This is a genomic window from Ruegeria sp. HU-ET01832 (assembly GCF_040371315.1).
Taxonomy (GTDB): Bacteria; Pseudomonadota; Alphaproteobacteria; order Rhodobacterales; family Rhodobacteraceae; genus Ruegeria; species Ruegeria lacuscaerulensis_A.
This window is the reverse complement of record NZ_BAABWL010000001.1, coordinates 581,305-601,901: the sequence shown is the minus strand read 5'-3', so window position 1 is coordinate 601,901 and position 20,597 is coordinate 581,305. Positions and strand designations below refer to the sequence as shown.

At 57.6% G+C, this 20,597-nt stretch carries 21 protein-coding genes; 15 read left to right on the top strand and 6 right to left on the bottom strand.

The window, feature by feature from the left end; all coding sequences use genetic code 11:
* Positions 1 to 137 precede the first annotated feature (137 nt).
* From ABWV79_RS03015 to ABWV79_RS02995, 5 genes are all read left to right on the top strand, one after another.
* Positions 138 to 740, top strand: coding sequence for a TetR/AcrR family transcriptional regulator (locus tag ABWV79_RS03015; protein WP_170752481.1), 603 nt, complete (start codon positions 138 to 140; stop codon positions 738 to 740).
* Between the two features lie 105 nt (positions 741 to 845).
* Positions 846 to 1,877 (top strand): tRNA dihydrouridine(20/20a) synthase DusA, encoded by a 1,032-nt coding sequence (dusA, locus tag ABWV79_RS03010; RefSeq protein WP_353390355.1) that lies wholly within the window; start codon positions 846 to 848, stop codon positions 1,875 to 1,877.
* Positions 1,878 to 1,908: 31 nt separating this feature from the next.
* Entirely contained in the window at positions 1,909 to 2,733 is an 825-nt protein-coding gene (locus tag ABWV79_RS03005) for a sulfite exporter TauE/SafE family protein (RefSeq protein WP_353390354.1), read from the top strand.
* On the top strand, positions 2,730 to 3,512 hold the full coding sequence (locus ABWV79_RS03000) for a hypothetical protein (protein ID WP_353390353.1): 783 nt from the start codon (positions 2,730 to 2,732) through the stop codon (positions 3,510 to 3,512). The genes ABWV79_RS03005 and ABWV79_RS03000 overlap by 4 nt, the downstream gene beginning before the upstream one ends.
* Positions 3,513 to 3,547: 35 nt before the next feature.
* Positions 3,548 to 4,276 carry a SpoIIAA family protein gene (locus ABWV79_RS02995; protein WP_170752487.1) on the top strand — a complete coding sequence of 243 codons (729 nt, stop codon included), beginning with the start codon at positions 3,548 to 3,550 and terminating at the stop codon, positions 4,274 to 4,276.
* Between the two features lie 243 nt (positions 4,277 to 4,519).
* Here ABWV79_RS02995 and ABWV79_RS02990 read toward each other — a convergent pair whose 3' ends face one another.
* From ABWV79_RS02990 to ccmI, 3 genes are read right to left on the bottom strand one after another with little or no spacing between them, the layout of a single operon-like run.
* Positions 4,520 to 4,753 carry a DUF1289 domain-containing protein gene (locus ABWV79_RS02990; protein WP_170354584.1) on the bottom strand — a complete coding sequence of 78 codons (234 nt, stop codon included), beginning with the start codon at positions 4,751 to 4,753 and terminating at the stop codon, positions 4,520 to 4,522.
* Between the two features lie 16 nt (positions 4,754 to 4,769).
* On the bottom strand, positions 4,770 to 5,234 hold the full coding sequence (ruvX, locus tag ABWV79_RS02985) for a Holliday junction resolvase RuvX (RefSeq protein ID WP_353390352.1): 465 nt from the start codon (positions 5,232 to 5,234) through the stop codon (positions 4,770 to 4,772).
* Entirely contained in the window at positions 5,231 to 6,451 is a 1,221-nt protein-coding gene (gene ccmI / locus ABWV79_RS02980; RefSeq protein ID WP_353390351.1) for a c-type cytochrome biogenesis protein CcmI, read from the bottom strand. The genes ruvX and ccmI overlap by 4 nt, the downstream gene beginning before the upstream one ends.
* Before the next feature lie 196 nt (positions 6,452 to 6,647).
* On the opposite strand from ccmI, the gene ABWV79_RS02975 reads away from it, so the two are divergent.
* The 6 genes from ABWV79_RS02975 (at position 6,648) to ABWV79_RS02950 (ending at position 13,090) form a co-directional block, all read left to right on the top strand.
* Positions 6,648 to 7,892: a sarcosine oxidase subunit beta family protein gene (locus ABWV79_RS02975; RefSeq protein WP_353390350.1), complete on the top strand. Its 1,245-nt coding sequence runs from the start codon at positions 6,648 to 6,650 to the stop codon at positions 7,890 to 7,892.
* A 76-nt stretch (positions 7,893 to 7,968) separates the two neighbouring features.
* Positions 7,969 to 8,298, top strand: a complete 330-nt coding sequence (locus tag ABWV79_RS02970; protein WP_353390790.1) for a sarcosine oxidase subunit delta — start codon at positions 7,969 to 7,971, stop codon at positions 8,296 to 8,298.
* Between the two features lie 43 nt (positions 8,299 to 8,341).
* Positions 8,342 to 11,371, top strand: a complete 3,030-nt coding sequence (locus tag ABWV79_RS02965) for a sarcosine oxidase subunit alpha family protein (protein ID WP_353390349.1) — start codon at positions 8,342 to 8,344, stop codon at positions 11,369 to 11,371.
* Positions 11,364 to 11,930 carry a sarcosine oxidase subunit gamma gene (locus ABWV79_RS02960; RefSeq protein ID WP_353390348.1) on the top strand — a complete coding sequence of 189 codons (567 nt, stop codon included), beginning with the start codon at positions 11,364 to 11,366 and terminating at the stop codon, positions 11,928 to 11,930. The genes ABWV79_RS02965 and ABWV79_RS02960 overlap by 8 nt, the downstream gene beginning before the upstream one ends.
* A 219-nt stretch (positions 11,931 to 12,149) precedes the next feature.
* A complete protein-coding gene (locus ABWV79_RS02955) occupies positions 12,150 to 12,629 on the top strand; it encodes a hypothetical protein (protein ID WP_353390347.1) in 480 nt (159 codons plus the stop codon).
* A 17-nt stretch (positions 12,630 to 12,646) separates the two neighbouring features.
* Complete coding sequence (locus ABWV79_RS02950; RefSeq protein ID WP_353390346.1) at positions 12,647 to 13,090, top strand: hypothetical protein; 444 nt, start codon at positions 12,647 to 12,649, stop codon at positions 13,088 to 13,090.
* A gap of 24 nt (positions 13,091 to 13,114) precedes the next feature.
* On the opposite strand, the gene ABWV79_RS02945 is transcribed toward ABWV79_RS02950, so the two are convergent.
* Positions 13,115 to 13,876 carry an FkbM family methyltransferase gene (locus tag ABWV79_RS02945; protein ID WP_353390345.1) on the bottom strand — a complete coding sequence of 254 codons (762 nt, stop codon included), beginning with the start codon at positions 13,874 to 13,876 and terminating at the stop codon, positions 13,115 to 13,117.
* Positions 13,877 to 13,976: 100 nt separating this feature from the next.
* Between ABWV79_RS02945 and ABWV79_RS02940 the strand changes: the two genes are divergently transcribed.
* Positions 13,977 to 14,576, top strand: a complete 600-nt coding sequence (locus ABWV79_RS02940; RefSeq protein WP_170354575.1) for a superoxide dismutase — start codon at positions 13,977 to 13,979, stop codon at positions 14,574 to 14,576.
* A gap of 199 nt (positions 14,577 to 14,775) precedes the next feature.
* Here the strand turns inward: ABWV79_RS02940 and ABWV79_RS02935 are convergent, their stop codons facing one another.
* A complete protein-coding gene (locus ABWV79_RS02935; RefSeq protein ID WP_353390344.1) occupies positions 14,776 to 15,522 on the bottom strand; it encodes a calcium-binding protein in 747 nt (248 codons plus the stop codon).
* A gap of 571 nt (positions 15,523 to 16,093) precedes the next feature.
* On the opposite strand from ABWV79_RS02935, the gene ABWV79_RS02930 reads away from it, so the two are divergent.
* The gene (locus ABWV79_RS02930; protein ID WP_170354573.1) at positions 16,094 to 16,546 is read left to right on the top strand and encodes a host attachment family protein; all 453 of its coding nucleotides are present in this window, start codon (positions 16,094 to 16,096) and stop codon (positions 16,544 to 16,546) included.
* A gap of 35 nt (positions 16,547 to 16,581) precedes the next feature.
* Here the strand turns inward: ABWV79_RS02930 and ABWV79_RS02925 are convergent, their stop codons facing one another.
* Positions 16,582 to 17,145 carry an LOG family protein gene (locus tag ABWV79_RS02925; RefSeq protein WP_170724415.1) on the bottom strand — a complete coding sequence of 188 codons (564 nt, stop codon included), beginning with the start codon at positions 17,143 to 17,145 and terminating at the stop codon, positions 16,582 to 16,584.
* Between the two features lie 126 nt (positions 17,146 to 17,271).
* Between ABWV79_RS02925 and ABWV79_RS02920 the strand changes: the two genes are divergently transcribed.
* Positions 17,272 to 18,684: a LysM peptidoglycan-binding domain-containing protein gene (locus ABWV79_RS02920; RefSeq protein WP_353390343.1), complete on the top strand. Its 1,413-nt coding sequence runs from the start codon at positions 17,272 to 17,274 to the stop codon at positions 18,682 to 18,684.
* 78 nt (positions 18,685 to 18,762) lie between these two features.
* A complete protein-coding gene (locus ABWV79_RS02915; RefSeq protein ID WP_353390342.1) occupies positions 18,763 to 20,568 on the top strand; it encodes an ABCB family ABC transporter ATP-binding protein/permease in 1,806 nt (601 codons plus the stop codon).
* Positions 20,569 to 20,597 lie beyond the last annotated feature (29 nt).

Sequence of the window (20,597 nt, the reverse complement as noted above, 5' to 3'; positions counted from 1 at the left end):
GGGATACTCCATGTTGGGCTGGCTACCTGAATCGGTAAACTTGCGGGTTTACCATAAGTGACGTTTTCAATCGTGTAAACCCGTGGGTTTACCTAGTGTTTGACCTTGTCATGTCAATGGGACTATAGCTTTCAGACATGAACGAATGCAGCGCGCCGAATGCGGCCAAACACGCTCAGATCATCGAGGCTGCGGTGGCCGAGTTCCAGGAAAAGGGGTTCGCCGCCGCCAGCATGGACCGTGTTTCCGCCCGCGCCGAAGTGTCCAAGCGGACGCTGTATAAGTATTTCGAAAGCAAGGAAAACCTGTTTCGCTCTATTGTGGTCGAGCTATCAAACCGCTTTGCCGGTGTACTGGATATCCGCTATGAAAAAGGCCGTGATATCCGGGAGCAACTGATCGAACTGGCATGGGCCGAAGGGCGCATCCTGATGTTGCCCGAGGTGATGGCGATGTCCCGAATGGTTATCAGCGAAACTTTGCGCAACCCCGATCTGGCGGCAGCGGCGCAGGGCAAACTGGATAAGACTGCGATATTTGTGTCGATGCTGAAGGACGCGGCAGAAGACGGGCAGTTGCGGATAGACGACCCTCAAAGTGCGGGGCAGGAGTTCATCGGGTTGATCAAGGCCAAGGCATTCTGGCCGATGGTCTTCACTGGCAGCGTCCTGAGTGAGGCCGAAATGACGGCCACGATTGACAGCAGTGTTGAGATGATACTTAGCCGTTATGGCATTTGACCCGCCTTTGCTGTCCGCTTGGATGGCTTTGCCTGTGGCGTTTATGGTCTAAACAGTGCTAGACGCCCCCCTCGTAAGATGTGTTTCGAGGTAAAAGCCAGGAAAATGCCAGAGGTTCAGATAGCACATTCAAACCACGCCACAACTCGGCGGGCGGCGCGGCTCTCGGTTGCGCCGATGATGGATTGGACGGACCGTCATTGCCGGTTTCTGCATCGACTGCTGAGCGGTCAGACTTTGCTCTATACGGAAATGGTAACGGCCCCGGCGTTGGTTCGGGGTGGGGCGATGCATCTGCTGGACTACAGCCCGCAGGAACACCCTGTGGCGTTGCAACTGGGCGGCTCGGACCCGCAAGAGCTGGCGCAAGCCGCGCGGTTGGGGTCCGAGGTAGGTTATGATGAGATCAACCTGAATTGCGGCTGCCCGTCCGACCGGGTGCAATCTGGCACGTTTGGTGCGGTGCTGATGAAAGATCCCGCGCGTGTAGCCGAATGTGTTGCGGCGATGCGCGAGGCTGTAGGCGTCGAGGTCACCGTGAAGTGCCGGATCGGAGTAGATGATCAGGATCCTGACCTCGTGCTGCCAGCGTTTCTGGATGCGATCCACGCTGCGGGTTGCCAGAGGGTTACAATCCACGCACGTAAAGCGTGGCTTCAAGGGCTGAGTCCAAAGGAAAACCGCGATATCCCTCCGCTGGACTATCACTTGGTGCACCGCATGAAGGCGTTGTTTCCCGACATGCATATCTCGATCAACGGTGGAATAAACTCTTTGCAGGAGGCGCGCACGCATTTGGATGCCGGCCTTGATGGGGTTATGATCGGACGCGCTGCCTATCACCAGCCTGCAGACATCCTGGCAGGGGCAGATCCGTCGATCTTTGAGGCTGGGCAACCTGCGGACCCGTTCGAGGTGGTTCATGAGATGGTGCCTTACATCGAACAACACCTTGCCAGCGGCGGGCGTTTGCATCAGATCACCCGTCATATGCTTGGGCTGTTTGCAGGGCGGCCAGGGGCGCGTGCATGGCGGCGTGTCTTGTCCGAAGGTGCCGTTCACGAGGGGGCAGGCCCAGAGGTTCTGCTGCAGGCGCTGGATCGGGTCGCGCCCGACGCGCAGGTCGAAGTGAGTTAAAAAGCGGCCAACCGGCCGATATGGGGGGGGAATGCCCGAAACGTTTTTGCTGGCCCAGATGCTGGGCCTATTGCTGGTGATCGGCGCATTGGCCGGAGTTCTGGCGGGCTTGCTAGGGGTTGGCGGCGGCATCGTATTGGTGCCTGCATTTTTCTATGCGTTTCAAACCCTTGGCTACGGCGGCCCGCAATTGATGCAATTGTGTCTGGCGACGTCTCTGGCGACCATCATCGTGACCTCGGTCCGGTCCGTGATGGCCCACAACAAAAAAGGGGCCGTAGACTGGGAAATTTTGCGCGGCTGGGGGCCGGGTATCGCAATCGGGGCAGTGATCGGAGTTACCGTGGCTTCGGCCCTACACACCGAGGCACTGCAGGCGCTGTTCGGCATTCTGGGGATGGTGATTGGTGCTTATCTGGGTTTCGGAAAATCTGAATGGCGGCTTGGGGACGCGATGCCCAAGGGGCTCCGCCGGGCCGCTTTGTCACCGGGTGTAGGGTTTCTGTCGGTATTGATGGGGATCGGAGGCGGCAGCTTTGGTGTGCCCTTGATGAGCCTGTTCAACACGCCCATTCACCGGGCCGTTGCGACGGCAGCTGGCTTTGGGGTGATCATCGCGGTTCCGTCCGTCATCGGGTTTCTGTTTTTGAATATCGCACCTGAACACCGCCCGCCAATGACCATTGGCGCGGTGAATTTGGTGGCATTTGCGATTGTTGTGGCGATGACAATGATCACCGCCCCTTGGGGGGTTAAGCTGGCCCACGCGATGGACCCCAAACCTCTCAAACGTGTTTTTGCCGTTTTCCTGACGCTGGTGGCCCTTAACATGCTGCGCAAAGCGATGGGCCTTTGACGACGTTTTGGCATAAAGGCTGGGTAAAGTTCCCCTATGACCCCGCCGTCGCTGAATGGGTAGCACACGCTCTGCCAGCTGCTCGGGCTGCAGTCGTTGATCCGGCCCATGCCGAATGGATGGACTGCGAAGGCACATGGTTCATCGGTGTTGATGCGCTGGACAATGATGCAGAGGGCAGGGTGGGGCGATCAGGGCCGCTGCAGGGCCAGGCGCTGGAATTCGTGACCGAGTATTATGGAACTCTGCCGCTGCACAAGGGGCAGGTATCTGTGATGTATCCCGGCTACCCCAAGCTACGCCGCGGCGAAAGCGAGGCAGCCGGGCGTTACCGACGCAACCGTGATGCAGCGCATGTGGATGGGTTGCGCCCTATGGGTCCTGACCGTCGCCGCAGAGTGGACGAACCGCACGCCTGGATACTTGGCCTTCCGCTGACCGAAGTGAGCGCTGATGCTTCGCCGATGGTTTTATGGGAAGGCAGCCACAAGGTCTTGCGGGCAGCTTTCGAAAAGGCTCTGCATAGTAGACCGCGTGATACGTTGCACGAGGTGGATGTTACAGACATCTATCAGTCTGCCCGACGCGAGGTGTTCGAGACCTGCACTCGCCTGGAATTGCCCGCCAGTCCTGGTGAGACGTATCTTTTGCATCGTCACTGCCTGCATGGGGTGGCCCCTTGGTCGGACAGTGCTTCGGCTGGGCCAGATGGTCGGATGATCGCCTATTTCCGCCCGGAATTCCAAGGCGGTGTGGCCGAGTGGATCGAATCCCCGTAACCTACAGCCATGTATTGGTTAGGAGGTATGGGGTCATGATTACGGTCCACACACTCGCCGACGGAGCACAGATCGAGGTCGAGCTGTCCGGCGAAGTCACCAGCGCGGATTACAGCGATACTTTAATTCCCGCCATCGAGGCCGCGCTGATCGAACATGAAACCGTTCGATTGATGGCAATCGTTCAGCCAGAATTCAAAGGGTACGACCTGGGTGCTGCTTGGGCGGACACCAAGTTGGGCCTAAGCCATTGGCGCGGGTTCGACCGGATTGCCGTGGTGGCCGATCAGAGTTGGGTTCAGACCAGTGTGCGATTGGCGGCTCCGATTTTGCCTTGTCCGGTCCAGGTTTTTGAACTGTCCGAGGTCGAAACAGCGCGCCGTTGGATCCGCGAATCCCTCGGGTCGATCCATGTGACCGATCTTGGTGGGCCATGCGTTCAGATCAGCCTGTTGGGTAAGGTTGACCCCGAAGAGTATCAAAAGGCCGAGGCGCATCTGGACCAGATGCTTGCAGGAAAAACCGGTTTTCGCCTGCTGATCGACCTGCGGGAGTTTGACGGATGGCAGGGATTGTCTGCTCTGGCTGCGCATTTCCGACTGGCACGCGGTCATATCGGGTTGCTGGATCGTGCGGCGATTGTTGGCGACAAGGCTTGGCAGCATATGGCGCAACGCGTGGCCGGTCATGTGCTGGGCACCCGAACCCAATATTTCCCGTCGGAAGATATTGAGCACGCGAAAACTTGGCTGGCTGCAGGATAACCGGCACCATCAAGTTTGATCGCCCTTAGGTTGACACAAGGTAAGAATGCTCGCCTCTTATTATTTCTTGATCAGTCAGTCAAAAAAGAAATAGGGTTCAAGGGTTTTCCGGTCTTACCACGTCTGGAAAACACCAATGCTGAAGCGCGCCGTTGTGGGTTGCCACTCACTCACCACTTGTCTTCGAACTTGACCCCCTCGGAGTTCAGACCAACCTGCAACGGCGCAGGCTCAGCCTGTGGCTCAGGATTTGTTCAGGCGGGCCGAACGACCGCCACGCCGTTTCGCAAGCTGCGGCTTTCGTGCGGGCAGGGCTTCCATGATCTCGGCGCGTTCGGAACTGTCCATCTTGGACCAACGTGTGATCTCGTCGATGGTCCGATAGCAACCAGTGCAGATCCGCTCGGTCGGGTGAACGACACAAATCTGGACGCAGGGGCTTTCGACCTCGTTCCGTTTCCAGACCATGTTTGTCATTGGTGTCATCCGATCCTTAGAGAAAGCGCAATCTGTCCAGCGCTCCTTGCAGAATATAGCCTGCTGCAACGTGGTCGATAACCTGTCCGCGACGTTTTCGTGTCGTATCCGCCTCGAGCAGTGCCTTTTCTGCCGCAACCGTGCTGAGACGCTCGTCCCAGAACCCGATGGGAATTTCGGTCAAACGCATCATGTTGCGGGCAAACGCGCGCGTGGATTGGCACCTCGGACCTTCTGATCCGTCCATGTTTTTCGGCAGGCCAAGAATGACCCCTCCGATCTCGCGCTCGGCGATCAATTCCAGCAGGCGCGAAGAGTCCAGAGTGAACTTTTTGCGCCGAACGGTTTCCAAAGGGCTGGCCACACCGCGCATCCGGTCCGAGACGGCCACACCGATGGTTTTTTCGCCCAGATCCAATCCCATCAATGCGGTCATCGGTGTGAGCGAAGCGGCGAAATCCTCGAACGCGTCATGGATCATTGCGCGATCCCGGCCTGCAATGCGGCGGCGTCAATGATCTCCAGCGCTTCGGCATCCCCGGCAAAGACCGCGTTTGCCTCTTGCATGATGTCGATCGCGCGCTGACCTTCACCCAACACGCCCAGCGCACTGATCAGCCGCGCCCAGTCCTCGGGCGGTCCGCCCTCGGTCGCCAGTCGATCCGAAAGCTGGTTGACCATGCCCATGATCATCTGTTGGCGTTCTTCCGGTGTCAGGTTTGCGGCGGCTTCCACGTCTTCCTGAGACGGTCCGGACGGGGCCGGGATGTTTGGTGGGTTGAAGACACCGGCGCGGAACGCCAACTCCTCCAACTGGGCGCGCATGGCCTGTGCCCAGGGCGAGTCTGCGGGCGATGTGCGCAGCGCCTCGACCCAGATGCGATATCCGATGTCAGGACGGCCAACCTGTGTCATCATCCGTCCAAGATAGTATTGCGCGGGGCCGTTTCGGGGATCGCGTTGCAAAGACTGCCGAAGTGCGTCTTCGGCTTCGGGTGATATATATCCGTCAGCGGCCAGGATCATCATTTCGGCCAGATGTGCGTAAGCATCTGCAGGGACCGCTCCACCCGAGAGTTCAATCACCCGCTGCTGCGCTTTGTATGCGGCTGCAAAATTGCCAGCATTCGCCTCGTGCTGGGCAAGCAGTACGTGCCCTTGCAAATCGTCGGGACGTTCGGCAACCGTATTTCGCAGCTGTTGCAACAGGTTGGCGTATCCTTCGTCCAGCTGCTGGGGCAAGTCAGGTAGAACTTCGGCTTCGGCTTCGGCCTGGCTGGGGCGTTCGGCCCGCATTGTTTCGGCCAACTCCTTACGTAGCGACAAGGGCTGGTCCGGCAATCCGGCGGCGCCCATCTGGCGGTACATCCAAAAACCGCCGCCGATCAGGACAGCGGCAACCACGACAATAGCCACCGTATTGGCCCAGGCCGGAGGGCCAACCTGTGTCCCCTGCGCTTGCATCTGCGCGTCAGCAGACAGAATCCGGCGCGAGATTTCGGTCCGCACCCGTTCCGCATCGGCCTCACTGATCACACCACGTGCAAGATCACGGTCCACACCAGCCAACTGCTCGCGATAAACGCGAAGGTCAAATGCGGCTGCGGGTTCGCGGTCTTTGCGTCCCTTCAGCATAGAATATCCAAGGAACACTGCGATCAGCAGTGCGGTCAGGATCAAGAGGGCCCAGAAAGTCATGTTAGCTCCTAAATGGCTGCCTTGACTTAGACCCGCGAGCAGTCGGAAAAAAGGGGCAAATGGCCGCGAGACGACTTCATGTCGCAATATTGAGGGCTATGTCGCAATAGTGCGCTATTACGGCGTTGGATGGCAGGGGTATACTGTCGTTACACGGCATATCTGCGCACAATCACCGAACCGGATGGATTCGCTTATGAAACACTATTCAGCCTTTGCTGTGGCGCGCGAAGCGCTGCGCTATCACACAGGATGGGAGCGCGCTTGGCGCTCGCCCGAGCCAAAGAAGAAATATGACGTGATCATCGTCGGTGCTGGCGGCCATGGACTGGCCACGGCGTATTACCTTGGAAAGAACTACGGTATCCAGAATGTCGCGGTGATCGAAAAGGGTTGGCTGGGCGGTGGCAATACCGGCCGGAACACGACCATCATCCGGTCGAACTATTTGCAGGATCCGTCGGCGGCATTGTATGAAAAGGCGCGCAGCCTGTACGAAGATCTGAGCCAGGACCTGAACTATAACGTGATGTTCAGTCCGCGTGGGGTGATCATGCTGGCGCAAACCCAGCACGAGATCCGTGGCTATCAGCGCACGGCCCATGCCAACGCGTTGCAAGGCGTGAAGACCGAATGGATCACGCCCGAGCGCGTCAAAGAGCTGGTGCCGATCATCAATCTGGACGGGCCGCGCTATCCGGTATTGGGCGGTCTTTGGCAGGAACGCGGTGGCACCGCGCGTCACGATGCGGTGGCCTGGGGTTATGCCCGTGCGTGTTCGGCTATGGGGATGGACATCATCCAGCAATGCGAAGTCACTGGCGTACGTCAGGACAATGGCCGCGTTGTCGGCGTCGACACCACCAAAGGTGCGATTGACTGTGAAAAACTAGGCATCGTGGTCGCGGGCCATTCCGGTCAACTGGCTGAGATGGCGGGCTTCCGTCTGCCGCTTGAGGCCGTAGCGCTGCAAGCGCTGGTGTCCGAGCCTATCAAACCCTGCATGGACGTGGTCGTAATGGCCAACACCGTGCACGGCTATATGTCGCAATCCGACAAGGGCGAGATGGTCATCGGTGGCGGTACTGACGCCTATAACAACTTCACCCAGCGTGGCAGTTTCCACCATATCGAGGAAACCGTGCGCGCATTGGTCGAGACCTTCCCGATGATCTCGCGCCTGAAGATGTTGCGCCAGTGGGGCGGTATTGTGGACATGACCGGCGACCGCTCGCCCATCCTGTCGAAATCGCCTTTGGGTGGATGCTTTATCAACGCGGGTTGGGGCACCGGGGGCTTCAAGGCCATTCCGGGTTCGGGCTGGGGTATGGCGCAACTGATGGCCACGGGCCATTCGCCATTGACCGAAGCCTTTACGCTGGACCGTTTTAAGGAAGGCCGTTTCATCGACGAAAGCGTCGCCGCCGGGGTGGCACACTAAGGCCTCTGCCCGAAGTGACCACAACACAGAATTCTGGTCGGCCCGAGTGTCGACCGACCGAGAAGAGGATGACCATATGCTGATCCTGAATTGCCCCTATTGCGGCGTCGATGCCGAAGAAACTGAACTGGCCGCTGGCGGCGAGGCGCATCTGAAGCGCTTTGGCCCCGGCTCGTCTGATGACGAGTTCCACGACTATCTGTTCATGCGTGAAAACCCCAAAGGTGTTCACTTTGAACGCTGGCGTCACGTGAATGGCTGCGGCAAGTGGTTCCACGCCGCGCGTGCGACGGACACGCTAGAGGTATTTGGCACCTATTCGGCCCAGACCTCCGAGCCGCCCAAAAAAATCCGCGAAGCGATAACCGCCAAGCGCGCCGGCTGGACCTGGAGAGAGTTCGAATGATCCGCCCAGCCACCCGTAATTCCGCCTGCGAAAGGTCCGCAACATGAGCACCCGTCTCGCAAATCAAGGCCGGCTGATCGACCGGTCGAAACAGGTCACATTCACCTTTAACGGCACCTCGATGCAGGGCTACGACGGCGACACGCTTGCCTCGGCGCTGCTGGCCAATGATCAGATGATGATGGGCCGGTCGTTCAAATATCACCGTCCGCGCGGCGTTGTCGCCAGCGGCGCGGAAGAGCCGAACGCTCTGGTCGGTCTGGGGCAGGGCAACCGGTTCGAGCCGAACCAGCGCGCCACCACGACCGAGCTGTTCAATGGCTTGACCTCGATCTCGCAGAACCACTGGCCGAATCTCGAGTTCGACATTGGTGCCGTGAACACGGCGCTGGCGCGGTTCCTGCCGGCTGGCTTCTACTACAAGATGTTCATCCATCCGAAACCGTTCTGGAAACACGTCTACGAGCCGTTCATCCGTCAGTCCGCCGGTCTGGGCAAAGCGCCCGACAAAGACAACCGCGATGCGGACACCTATGAGCACTTCTATCACTTCACCGATGTTCTGGTGATCGGCGGCGGTGTGGCGGGTCTGCAGGCTGCGAAGGTGGCAGCCGCGTCCGGTGCCAAAGTCATGCTGATCGAGCAGACAGCCCATTGGGGAGGGCGTGCTCCGGTTGATGGCGGCACGATCAATGACGAGCCTGTGGATAAGTTCGTGGAACAATTGGTTTCCGAACTCGAAACAATGGACAACGTCACGATGCGCAATCGTTGCATGGGGGCCGGGGTTTATGACCACGGTTACGTGCTGGGATATGAGCGCCTGACCGATCACAAACCGGGCACCCAAGGCCCACGTCACCGGCTGTGGCGCATCCGCGCGAAACAAGTGGTAACCGCCACCGGCGCGATCGAGCGTCCGTTGTCCTTTGCGGGCAACGATGTGCCGGGCGTGATGCTGGCCTCGGCCATGCGCGACTATGTGGTGAACTGGGGCGTGACCCCCGGTGAACGTGTGATTGTGGCCACCAATAACGACGACGCCTATCGCACCGCGATCACCCTCAAGAAAGCCGGTGTGGATGTGCTGCGCGTGGTCGATGCACGCGACACGGCTGGTCCGCTGGCGAATGAGGCGCGCGAACTCGGCATCCGCGTTGACCCCGGCAAAGCGATTGCCAAGGTCAAGGGCGGCAAACGCGTCAAAAAGGTCGAACTGTGCAATCAGGAAGGCATCGGTGGCGCGCGTGAAGAGGTCGAATGCGACGCGGTCGCCATGTCGGGCGGCTGGTCTCCGGTCGTTCACATGTGGTCGCATTGCGGCGGTAAGCTGATCTGGGACGAGGCGCAGGCGCATTTCCGTCCTGACCCGTCGCGACCTCCGCTTGGTGCTGATGGCGAAGGGTTCGTGCTGGCCGCGGGCTCGTCGAATGGTCCGCTGGCGCTGGGCGATGTTCTGACCGACGCTGATGCGGCGGGTAAAGCAGCGGCCAAGGCGGCCGGGTTCACAGCGAAGCGCACCAAGGCCCCGGTCGGTGAGACCACGGCTGAGGCTCCGATGGCGGCGGTCTGGCTGATGCCGGCGAATGCCGAGATCGGGCTGCGGATGAAATCCTGGCTGGATTTCCAGAACGACGTCAAAGTATCCGACGTTCAGCTGGCGGCGCGCGAAGGTTACGAAAGCGTCGAACACACCAAGCGTTACACCACGCTGGGCATGGCGACCGACCAAGGTAAGTTGAGCAACATCAATGGCTTGGCGATCCTTGCTGATGCCCTGGATTCAGAGATTCCGAAGGTCGGCACCACCACCTTCCGCCCGCCTTATACGCCCATCTCGCTGGCGTCGATCGGCGGTGAGGCACGCGGTGAGGTGTTCCAGCCGATCCGTCAAACCCCGATGCACAACTGGCACGACAAGAACGGCGCTGATTGGGAGCCGGTCGGCCATTGGCGTCGGACCTATGCCTATGTCCGTCCCGGTGAATCCGTGCATGACGCGGTCAATCGCGAGGTGAAGAACACCCGTGAAAACCTCGGCCTGCTGGACGCCTCGACCCTGGGTAAGCTGATCGTCAAGGGCCCCGACGCGGGCAAGTTCCTGGACATGCTGTACACCAACATGATGTCCACGCTGAAGATCGGCAAATGCCGTTATGGCCTGATGTGTTCAGAGAACGGCTTCCTGATCGACGACGGTGTTGTCGCGCGGATCGACGAAGATACATGGCTGTGCCACACCACCACCGGCGGTGCCGAGCGTATCCATGGTCACATGGAAGAATGGCTGCAGACCGAGTGGTGGGACTGGAAAGTCTATGTCGCGAACGTCACCGAGCAATACGCGCAGGTTGCTGTTGTTGGCCCCAACGCCCGCAAGGTGCTGGAGAAGTTGAACGCCCAAGCAGGCGGCGGCATGGATGTCTCGAAAGAAGCGCTGCCTTTCATGGAATGGCGTGACGGCAAGATCGGCGCGTTCGATGCGCGGGCCTACCGCATCTCGTTCTCGGGTGAACTGTCCTATGAAATCGCGGTTCCCGCGTCTCAGGGTCAGGCGTTCTGGGATGCTCTGGTCGACGCGGGCAAAGAGTTCGGCGTGATGCCTTACGGCACCGAATGTCTGCACATCCTGCGGGCCGAAAAGGGCTTTATCATGATCGGGGACGAGACAGACGGCACCGTGATCCCGCAAGATCTGGGGCTACACTGGGCGCTGTCGAAAAAGAAAGAGGACTATCTGGGCAAGCGCGCCCACACGCGCAGCCATATGGCCGATCCGGACCGTTGGAAACTGGTCGGACTTGAGACTGTGGATGGTTCTGTCCTTCCCGATGGTGCCTATGCGGTGGGCGAGGGCGTCAATGCCAACGGGCAGCGCAACATGATCGGGCGCGTCACCTCGACCTATTACTCGGCCAATCTGGGCAAGGGCATCGCCATGGGCCTGATCAAGCACGGTCCTGACCGGATGGGCGAGATTGTCGAGTTCCCGGGCACCGACGGCAAAACCTACAAAGCCAAGATCGTCGATCAGATCTTCTACGACAAGGACGGGGAGAAGCAGAATGTCTGAACCCATCAGCGCACTGAACCACGCCAGTTATGACGGCATCGCCAAGGTAACGGAATGCGGCTTGCAGGGAATGATCACCCTGCGCGGCGATCTGTCGGACAAGGTACTGGCCAAGGCCGTCAAGGACGCTACCGGGCAGAAAGTGCCCGGTCAGCGCGAGGCAAGCGTCAATGGGGATACCGGCGTGTGCTGGATGTCTCCGGACGAATTGCTGGTGCTGGTGCCCTATGCAGCGGTGAACGCCAAACTGGCGCAGATGACTGAAACGCTTAGCGGCACACATGCGCTGGCCGTGAACGTCTCGGATGCCAGGGCGGTGTTCTGCGTTTCGGGATCTTCTGCGCGTGAGGTAATGGGCAAGCTGGCTCCGGTTGATTTGTCGGCAGATACCTTCCAGCCCGGCCAGATCCGCCGCTCGCGTTTGGCGCAGGTTGCGGGTGCGTTCTGGATGGACGACGCCGAGACCTTCCGCGTGGTTTGCTTCCGATCAGTTGCAGACTACGCGTTCAAACTGCTTAAGGTTGCGGCGCAACCGGGCAGTGAGGTTGGTGTTTACTAAGCATTTTTAAATGCTTGATTTTTGGGCTGCCGGGGAACCTGGCGGCCCTTTTTGTTGCTGCGACAGCACAGTTGTGATTGATTGGATAGGCTTAGTTCGTGACGTAAGAATGGATTTCCTTCAAGCGACACGCATTGTTGGAGTGTTGGCTGATATTTTCACGTATGACGTGTGGAGTGCCGATAGTGTTCAACAGTGCTGCTAGGGTAAACGGAATTAATGATTTCACTAAGAATGACTGCGGTTTGTGCCGCATTCATCGTCTCGCCAGCAGTGGTTTTGGCTGAGACATATAAAGAAACTTTGGAGTGCACATTCGGCAAAGGCCTGGCGAATCGTCCGACACCTGAGAAAGTGGTGTTTTCAGTGGACGAATTCGGGCGTTCTGCTCTGCCGCATGAGCTCGAGATTCCGGGCATCGTAACTGACACAGGGTCGGGCCGAATCCGACTAGATTCTCCGATCAAATTGTCGATCGCGTCGGTCGGTCAGACCTATTTGTATGCGGCCACGGGAAGAACGTATGCAGGTAATGAATCGCGTATTGATGCAATCGATCTGAGGGATCAGGAGTTCTCGATTGCTTTGGATTGCAGAACGATGAAAGCGATTACAAAGTCTTCCACTGTATCCGCATATGCGGCGCGCGACGGTTTTGCAAAAGGACGTTGCAAAGCTATTGGAACCCCCAAATCCTGATTTAGGAGACTAGGATTTTGAAACAGTTTTTGTATTCGATCGCGGCTGTCATGTGTACGGTGTCTGCTCAGGCGGGCATCGTGAATTATGAGTGCGAGTTACACAGCTTGGAAGCGCAAGGATGGATTCCTCCGGTTGTTTTGCTGAGTGTCGATGCTGACAATAAACGCGCGCGGGCGTTCGATGGCGCAATCCGCTCTGCCAATGAGCTTGCGCGGGTTGATGAAAACACACCAGCAAATGCCAAGTTCAAACTCACGCGAAAAGGCGAATACCGATTGTCATGGCGCCTTACACTGTCCTCAAACTCTACGCGCCAATACCGTGTGTCGTATACTGCGACAGTCGACCCCGAGACGAACAAGTTAAAGATGTCGGCAAGTTTCCCGCAGGCCAATTTGGGAAACCGACCCAGTGGAATTGGGCGCTGCCAACCGATATCCGCGCCTACCTTGTTTTAGATCTACAAGCGGCTGGGAAAAAGCTTAAGCGCTGAAGACAAACGACTGAAAACCGTTCAACGACGTTGGCGCAGTCAGGGCTTGCTCCCCGACCTCTTCGCCGTTGGCATTGCGGCAAGATGGGTAAAACGACAACAAATCCGCCAGTTTGGCCATTCGATCCTGACGTTGCGCCTCGGGCAAAAGCGGCGCGTGGGTAGAAAGATAAAGCGCGGGGCGGGTCACTTTTAGAAACGGAATAAGGCTGGGCAGAACCATGTATTCTGCCCCCTCGATATCCATTTTAACGAGCGACACACTGGACAGATCGGTCGCAGCTTCGAACTGATCCCAGGCAATGGTCAGCGCATCACTGCCATGAGCCGCGTCATGCAAAAGGGAACTGGTGGAATCACCGGGCTCTCCCCTTACCGAGGCCATACGTGCAACGCCGAACCGATCCGACAGGGCTACGCCAAAGGCCGAGACGTTGCGGACGTTGTTCAAATCCATGTTCCAGGCCAGGTACCGGTAAGCTGTGGGGTCAGGCTCAAAGCACCATACATGTCGCGCGCGCCGCGCGCCGTAAAGAACGGTGGGGCCGATCCATGCACCTATATCCAAATAATCGCTTTCGGGTTTCAGATGAGCATCCAACACGGCAAAAGTCTCGGGCTCCCACAAGCCAGCAGTGGCCTTGCGCCAGAATTTCGAATGGTAGGGGTCCAGCCGAAACCGTTCTCCATTCAGACTGCCTGCATAGTATCCGCGGGCGCGGTAAAACATCTTGCGCGCCTGTGTCAGCATCGCGGACCTCCGGGTTTTCTTGTCTCTGCCCTTGACCTATGGCCGTTGCCAAAGCATTTAACCTTTGGAACCGCAACAATCATTTCAACAGGGGGCCGAGATGGCTTTTGAACTTCCTGATCTTCCTTATGCACATGACGCGCTGGCAGCCAAGGGCATGTCCGCGGAAACATTGGAATATCACCACGACCTGCACCACAAGGCCTATGTCGACAACGGCAACAAGCTGATCGCCGGAACCGAATGGGACGGCAAGTCGATGGAAGAGATCATCGTGGGCACCTATGACGCAAATGCTGTCGCCCAGAATGGTATCTTCAACAACATCAGCCAGTTGTGGAACCACAACCAGTTCTGGGAGATGATGGGCCCCGGCGATAACGCCATGCCCGGTGAGTTGGAGAAGGCTCTGGTCGAAAGCTTTGGTTCGGTTGACGAATTCAAGTCGCAGTTCAGCGCTGCAGGTGCTGGCCAGTTCGGCTCGGGCTGGGCGTGGTTGGTCAAGAACGCAGACGGCTCGCTGGCTGTCACCAAGACCGAAAACGGCGTGAACCCGTTGTGCTTTGGTCAGACCGCGTTGCTGGGTTGCGATGTGTGGGAGCATTCCTACTACATCGACTTCCGCAACAAGCGTCCGGCCTACCTGACCAACTTCCTAGACAATCTGGTCAACTGGGAAAACGTCGCCTCGCGGATGTGATCGGCTGACGGGTAGTACGTTTTTGAGGGCCTGCTTGCGTAAGTGAGCAGGCCTTTTTCTTTTGAAATTAACGGTTGCTGCAGGAGGTTGAGGAATCGGCAGCATTCTTCATTTCTATGACCACTTTGAGCCCAAAGGAGACGTTTGGATCAAGCGCAGCGAATGACTGCATCAATGGTGGTTCACGCGACTTTCCACACTAGGCAAAGACGAAATCATCAGCACTTACACCGACGACTCCTAGAAGTGTAATTTCGTTCAAGTCCAAAGCGGTGCCATCGAGGTCGATGATGGTATTACCGTTTATCTCTTGAATATCCAACGACAAGAACTCTGTCTCGGCAATACCATACCCGGAAATATCCAGCTTATCTTTTCCCACCTCAAAGTCATGGATGGTATCTAGCCCACTGTCCGGTTCAAAAACGAAACTGTCGGCTCCTCCTTGGGCCTCTTCAAAGAGAGAACCATCTCCCCAGAGGTCGTCGTTTCCAGTTCCTCCGACAATGATATCGTTACCTCCGACAGTGTCGCCGTATAGGTTCGGAGCGTCGCCTACGATCAGGTCGTCGTCTGCTCCGCCGTTCAAAACATCGTCGGAGTTCTGGCCGAAGCCAACTGCCCAATCCGTATCTCCGAACAAGTAGTCGTCACCGTCATCGCCCGAGATCGTATCATTCCCATACAGTCCGACGACCACATCGTTACCGTCACCCATTTCGGCGACATCGTCCAAGTCAGTGAGAATAACATCCTCACTGACATCGCTGCCAACAACATGAACCGGAGCCTGTTTTCCTTTGGCGGAATAAAAATCGAAGTGAGGAACATTCTCCTCGTCAGTATAAAGGTGATCTATAAATCTATCGAAGTTCTTTTTGGACGCAAGCACGTCTAAGTAAATTACAGAGCTTTCGCTATCGTTTTTCGGTGGTTTTCGCGGCATTATCTCCCCCCCCGGAAATAGTAAGGACTTGCTTCTGCCTGTTCTGCCGTCGGCTCACGGTACAGCATCGGTTTGACTACGTCTACCGCCATTGATTTCGGTCGACCCGAGCTTGAGGGTTTCGTGTCCCCGTCAAAGTTCAGATTTAGCAAGTGGAATTTTGAGAGCGTGGGCTAAAGGCTTTCCTCGAATGGCACCAATGTCCGCCAACCGGACAATCATTCGGGTAAGGCGTGCTGCGGTGCGGCCAACGGCAGCTTTGTCTCGCAGGGCAGAAATTGAATTGGTTGTACTTTGCGGCACACTTTGATTGCCGGTTCGCATATTAGCATCTTCATCCGCTTCTGGTTCGGTAGCGTACCCATCGGTAGTTTCCCGCCGATAAATTCGAATTAATCTGAATGAGTATTGTACGGGCCTCGGTCGTCCCTAGCTATATTAGGCGGAGGGAGAGAGCCGCCAATCTACTAAAAAAGCTCAAGCAGCGCGCTGAAAAACCGTTGGCGCGCAAAGGGATACCTATGTCCGTTGAACAAGGGATGGTCACATAAAACCACAACAGGAGATCACGATGGTCGCACTTTCACAGGGAACTTGGATTGTCATTGCTGACGGCGAAAAAGCACTGTTCATGGAGAACATTACGGACGCGGAAGACCCGAATTTGATGATTGTTTCCGTCGAAGAGACCGACGGGCCGGCAGGCCGACCATCGGATCGGGCAGGGCGGCGCGCTGATGCTGGTCCGAACCAGAAATCCGCGGTTGAAGAACCCAAGTGGAAAGCGCAGGCAAAGTCTCTGTTCGTGCAAGACGTTGCTAACCTGTTGAACCGAAAGGGGTTGAAGGGAGCGTATAAACGGCTTGTCCTGGTCGCCAGCCCTCATGTCCTGGGCCTTTTGCGTCGGCGTCTGCACAGCGAAGTGCTGGGCAAGGTCGTGGCCGAAGTTGACAAGACTTTGACCAACCACCCACTCCATAAGGTCGAGCAGGTTTTGATTAACCGTTTGAAGCCTGCAACTTAGACTAAATTCCGAAAGCAGGCGACACGCTCGCCTGCTTATCCCCTGGAGGCGGCCAACAGTGTCCGCAGATTTGCCATGGCCGTTTCCGGCCCGTCGACCCACGTAATGAAATCGCCCAGCGAAGCGTCGGCAAAGCCCTGACCAATGACCTGCTGCACTAGATCGTGCAGGGCGTCCCAATACCCGTCCACGTTCATCACCAGAATGGGTTTGTCGTGCAGGCCCAACTGGCGCCATGTCAACGCTTCGAACAGCTCGTCCAGCGATCCGGGGCCGCCGGGAAGGACGACAACCGCATCCGCGTTCATGATCATGACCTTCTTACGCTCGTGCATCGTTTCGGTGATCACAAAACGGGTCAGGTCGGTCTTGCCAACCTCGCGCTGCAACAGGTGAACTGGGATGACGCCGAACGTGTCGCCTCCTGCGTCTTGTGTGGCGCGGGCGACCTCTCCCATCAGCCCCACATCTCCGGCGCCGTAGACCAGACGCCAGCCTTCTTTGGCAAGGTGCTGCCCGAATGTGCGCGCAGCCTGTGCATAGGCCGAATTAACACCATTGCGTGACCCGCAATACACACAGACGGATTTCTGGGTCATTATATAGGCTCTCCGGGGTTGTAACTGCGGTTTTGACCCCTGATAGCGGGATTGATAGATTGGCTCAACCGTCACGCAGAATGTGTGGAAGTCAAAGCATTTGCGCTGCGGAGTGAAAGGAAAAAAATGGACGCCAAGTCGGGAAGCGAAAGCACCGGTCCTGTCACCTGGGGGGTGATCATCGGGATACTGGTTCTGGTCGGGGCCACGGGGGCCTATATGTCCGGGGTGTTTGACCAAGAGCCCGAAGGGTCGGGCGCTCAAACGGATGTAGTCGATCAGCCGGTTCAAGACACCGCAACAGAGCAAAGCGCGGCCGTGTCCGAGGGTGAAGGCAGCAAACCAAGCCCTTCGGAAAACACAGAAGCGGAAGAGACCGAGACTCCCGCAGAGCCGAAAGCCGAAACGGCCCAAGCAGAAACTGAAGCGGCGCCCGAATTGTCACCGCCGACTCTTGATCAGATTTTCGTTGAACCGGACGGGAACGCGGTTCTGTCCGGCTCGGCTGAGCCAGGTGCTTTGGTGCGCGTCCTGCTGGATGGGGAAACTCTGCACAGCTTTACGGTCGACGGCAGCGGCCAGTTTGCCGTATTCGTCACGATCCCGTTCGCCAACACCGCGCGGGGGCTTGTGTTGGAGACAGACAGAGGCGATCAGCCGGTCCGGTCGGATGACTACTTGATCGCCGCCTTGCCCGAGCCCAAGGTCGAAATTGCGGCGGCTGAACCCGCTGAAGACGCGCCAGCAACGCCCGAATCGCAGGAATCCTCTTCGGCAGGTGCTGAAACCGCGCAGACCGAGACGTCAGCGCCCGAGGATGATCAGGTCGCGAGCGCCAGTCAGCAGTCCGACGATGAACAGAACGAGACGAGCGCCCCGACACAGGGCGGCGAACAGCTTGACACCGCGCAAGCGGAAACCGCTCCGACCGCGGATGCTGTGCCTGACGCTCCGGAAGAGCCTGTGCAGGAAGAAACCCAAAATCAACAGGTTGCGATACTGCGTTCGGGTGAAGACGGGGTTGAGCTGGTGCAACCTGCGTCTCCGCAGGACAACGCATCGGATCAGGTTGCACTGGACACTATCGGGTATTCTGACGCCGGTGATGTCGAGTTGACGGGCCGCGTACCTGACGGTTCGGTGGTGCGCCTTTACTTGAACAACCGATTGGTTGCGGATTTGCCGCCAACCGATGACGGTAAGTGGCGCAGCGAGCTTGAGGGGGTCGACCCCGGTGTTTACACCCTGCGGGTGGATGAGGTCGGTACGGACGGAACCGTCGTCAGCCGTCTTGAGACGCCCTTCAAACGCGAACCGCTAGAGGTTCTGCGTGCTGCTGATACCGCCAATGGGTCTGCCGCACCCGATGCGCCGGTCATCCGTTCGGTCACTGTTCAAGAGGGCGACACGTTGTGGGCAATCTCGCGTGATCGCTATGGGGATGGGCTTTTGTTTGTGCGTGTGTTCGAAGCCAACCGCAATGCGATCCGTGATCCTGATCTGATCTATCCAGGGCAGGTCTTCACCATTCCCGAGTAATCCTGTACCTCTGACCCTCTTGGGTCAGGGGCCAATCTCTGACCGCAGTTTTGGTACGTGATGAGACGAGCAGCCCATATGCATTCTGAAGACATGCCCAAGGTCGACGAACGCCGTTCCGGCTGGCGAACGATCCGCAAGGTCGCGCCCTATCTATGGCCCGAGGATGAGCCATGGGTGAAACGACGTGTCGTTATCGCCATGAGTATGTTGGTTATCGCCAAGCTGATCGCTGTCTACACGCCCATCCTTTACAAGGGCGCGGTTGACAGCCTTGCCGCCGAGGGGGTGCCTCCGCTTGCACTCGGAGCCGTTGGGCTGACGGTCGCTTACGGTGTTGCGCGGATGATGACGGTGGGGTTCCAGCAGTTGCGAGATGCGGCGTTTGCACCTGTCGGTCAGCGGGCATTGCGGGCCTTGGCGCTTGAGACCTTTCAGCACATACACCAATTGTCGATGCGCTATCACGTGACCCGCCGTACCGGTGGCCTTAGCCGGATCATCGAGCGTGGCGTCAAGGGGGTCGATTTTCTGCTGCGATTCCTGTTGTTCTCTATCGGGCCTTTGATCCTTGAGCTGCTATTGGTTGCGATCATCCTGATGTGGTTGTTCGACGTGTGGTATCTGGTTGTGGTCGCGGTCACCATCGCGCTTTACATCTGGTTCACTTTTGCGGTGACTGAATGGCGCGTAAAATTGCGCCGTGAGATGAACGATCAGGACACCGAAGCCAACCAACGCGCCATCGATAGTCTGCTGAATTTTGAAACCGTCAAGTATTTCAATGCGGAAGAACGCGAAGCTGAACGCTATGACGTGTCGATGAAGGCTTACGCTGGGGCCGCGCTCAAAACGGCGTACTCATTGGCTTTCCTGAATTTCGGGCAGTCCTTCCTGATTACCTGTGGGTTGATCGGGGTCATGGTGCTGGCCGCGCTAGGCGTGCAAGCGGGTACATTAACCGTGGGCGATTTCGTGATGGTGAATGCCTACATGATCCAGATTACAGTGCCTTTGAACTTTCTGGGAACGGTCTATCGTGAGATCCGGCAGGCTCTGGTTGATATGGGGCAGATGTTCGATCTGTTAGAGCAGCCGGCCGAGGTAACGGATAAGCCCAATGCGCCCGCGCTGGATGTGACTGGCGGCGAGGTGACGCTGCAGGATGTCCGGTTCGGGTATGATCCTGACCGTGAAATCCTGAAGGGCGTGTCGTTGACCGTTCCTGCGGGGCAGACTGTGGCAATCGTGGGGGCAACAGGGTCGGGTAAATCCACAATAGGGCGTCTGCTGTTTCGGTTCTATGATGTGACCGGCGGGGCATTGAAAATCGACGGGCAGGACGTACGGGACGTGTCTCAAACCAGCCTGCATTCGGCCATTGGAGTTGTCCCGCAGGATACCGTATTGTTCAACGATACGATCCGCTACAACATCGCGTACGGCCGCAATGGTGCCACACAAGAGGATGTCGAAGCCGCCGCAAGAGCGGCGCAAATCCACGACTTTATCGTTACTTTGCCCGAAGGGTATGACACTAAGGTTGGGGAACGTGGGCTGAAACTGTCAGGCGGGGAAAAGCAGCGGGTTGGGATCGCGCGCACGTTGCTCAAGAACCCTCCGATCCTCTTGCTGGACGAAGCGACCTCGGCGCTGGATACCGACACTGAGCAAGAGATCAAGGACGCGTTGGCCCAAGCTGGCAAAGGACGCACGGTGCTAACCATTGCCCATCGTCTTAGCACAATCGCCGAGGCCGATCGTATTGTTGTGTTAGAACGTGGCGAGATCATCGAACAAGGCACTCATGACGAATTGCTGCAGCGTGAAGGGCGGTACGCGCAATTGTGGAACCGGCAGCAATCGGATGCGCAAGCAGCGTAATCTTGTGCTAGACTTCGGGATATTCTCCG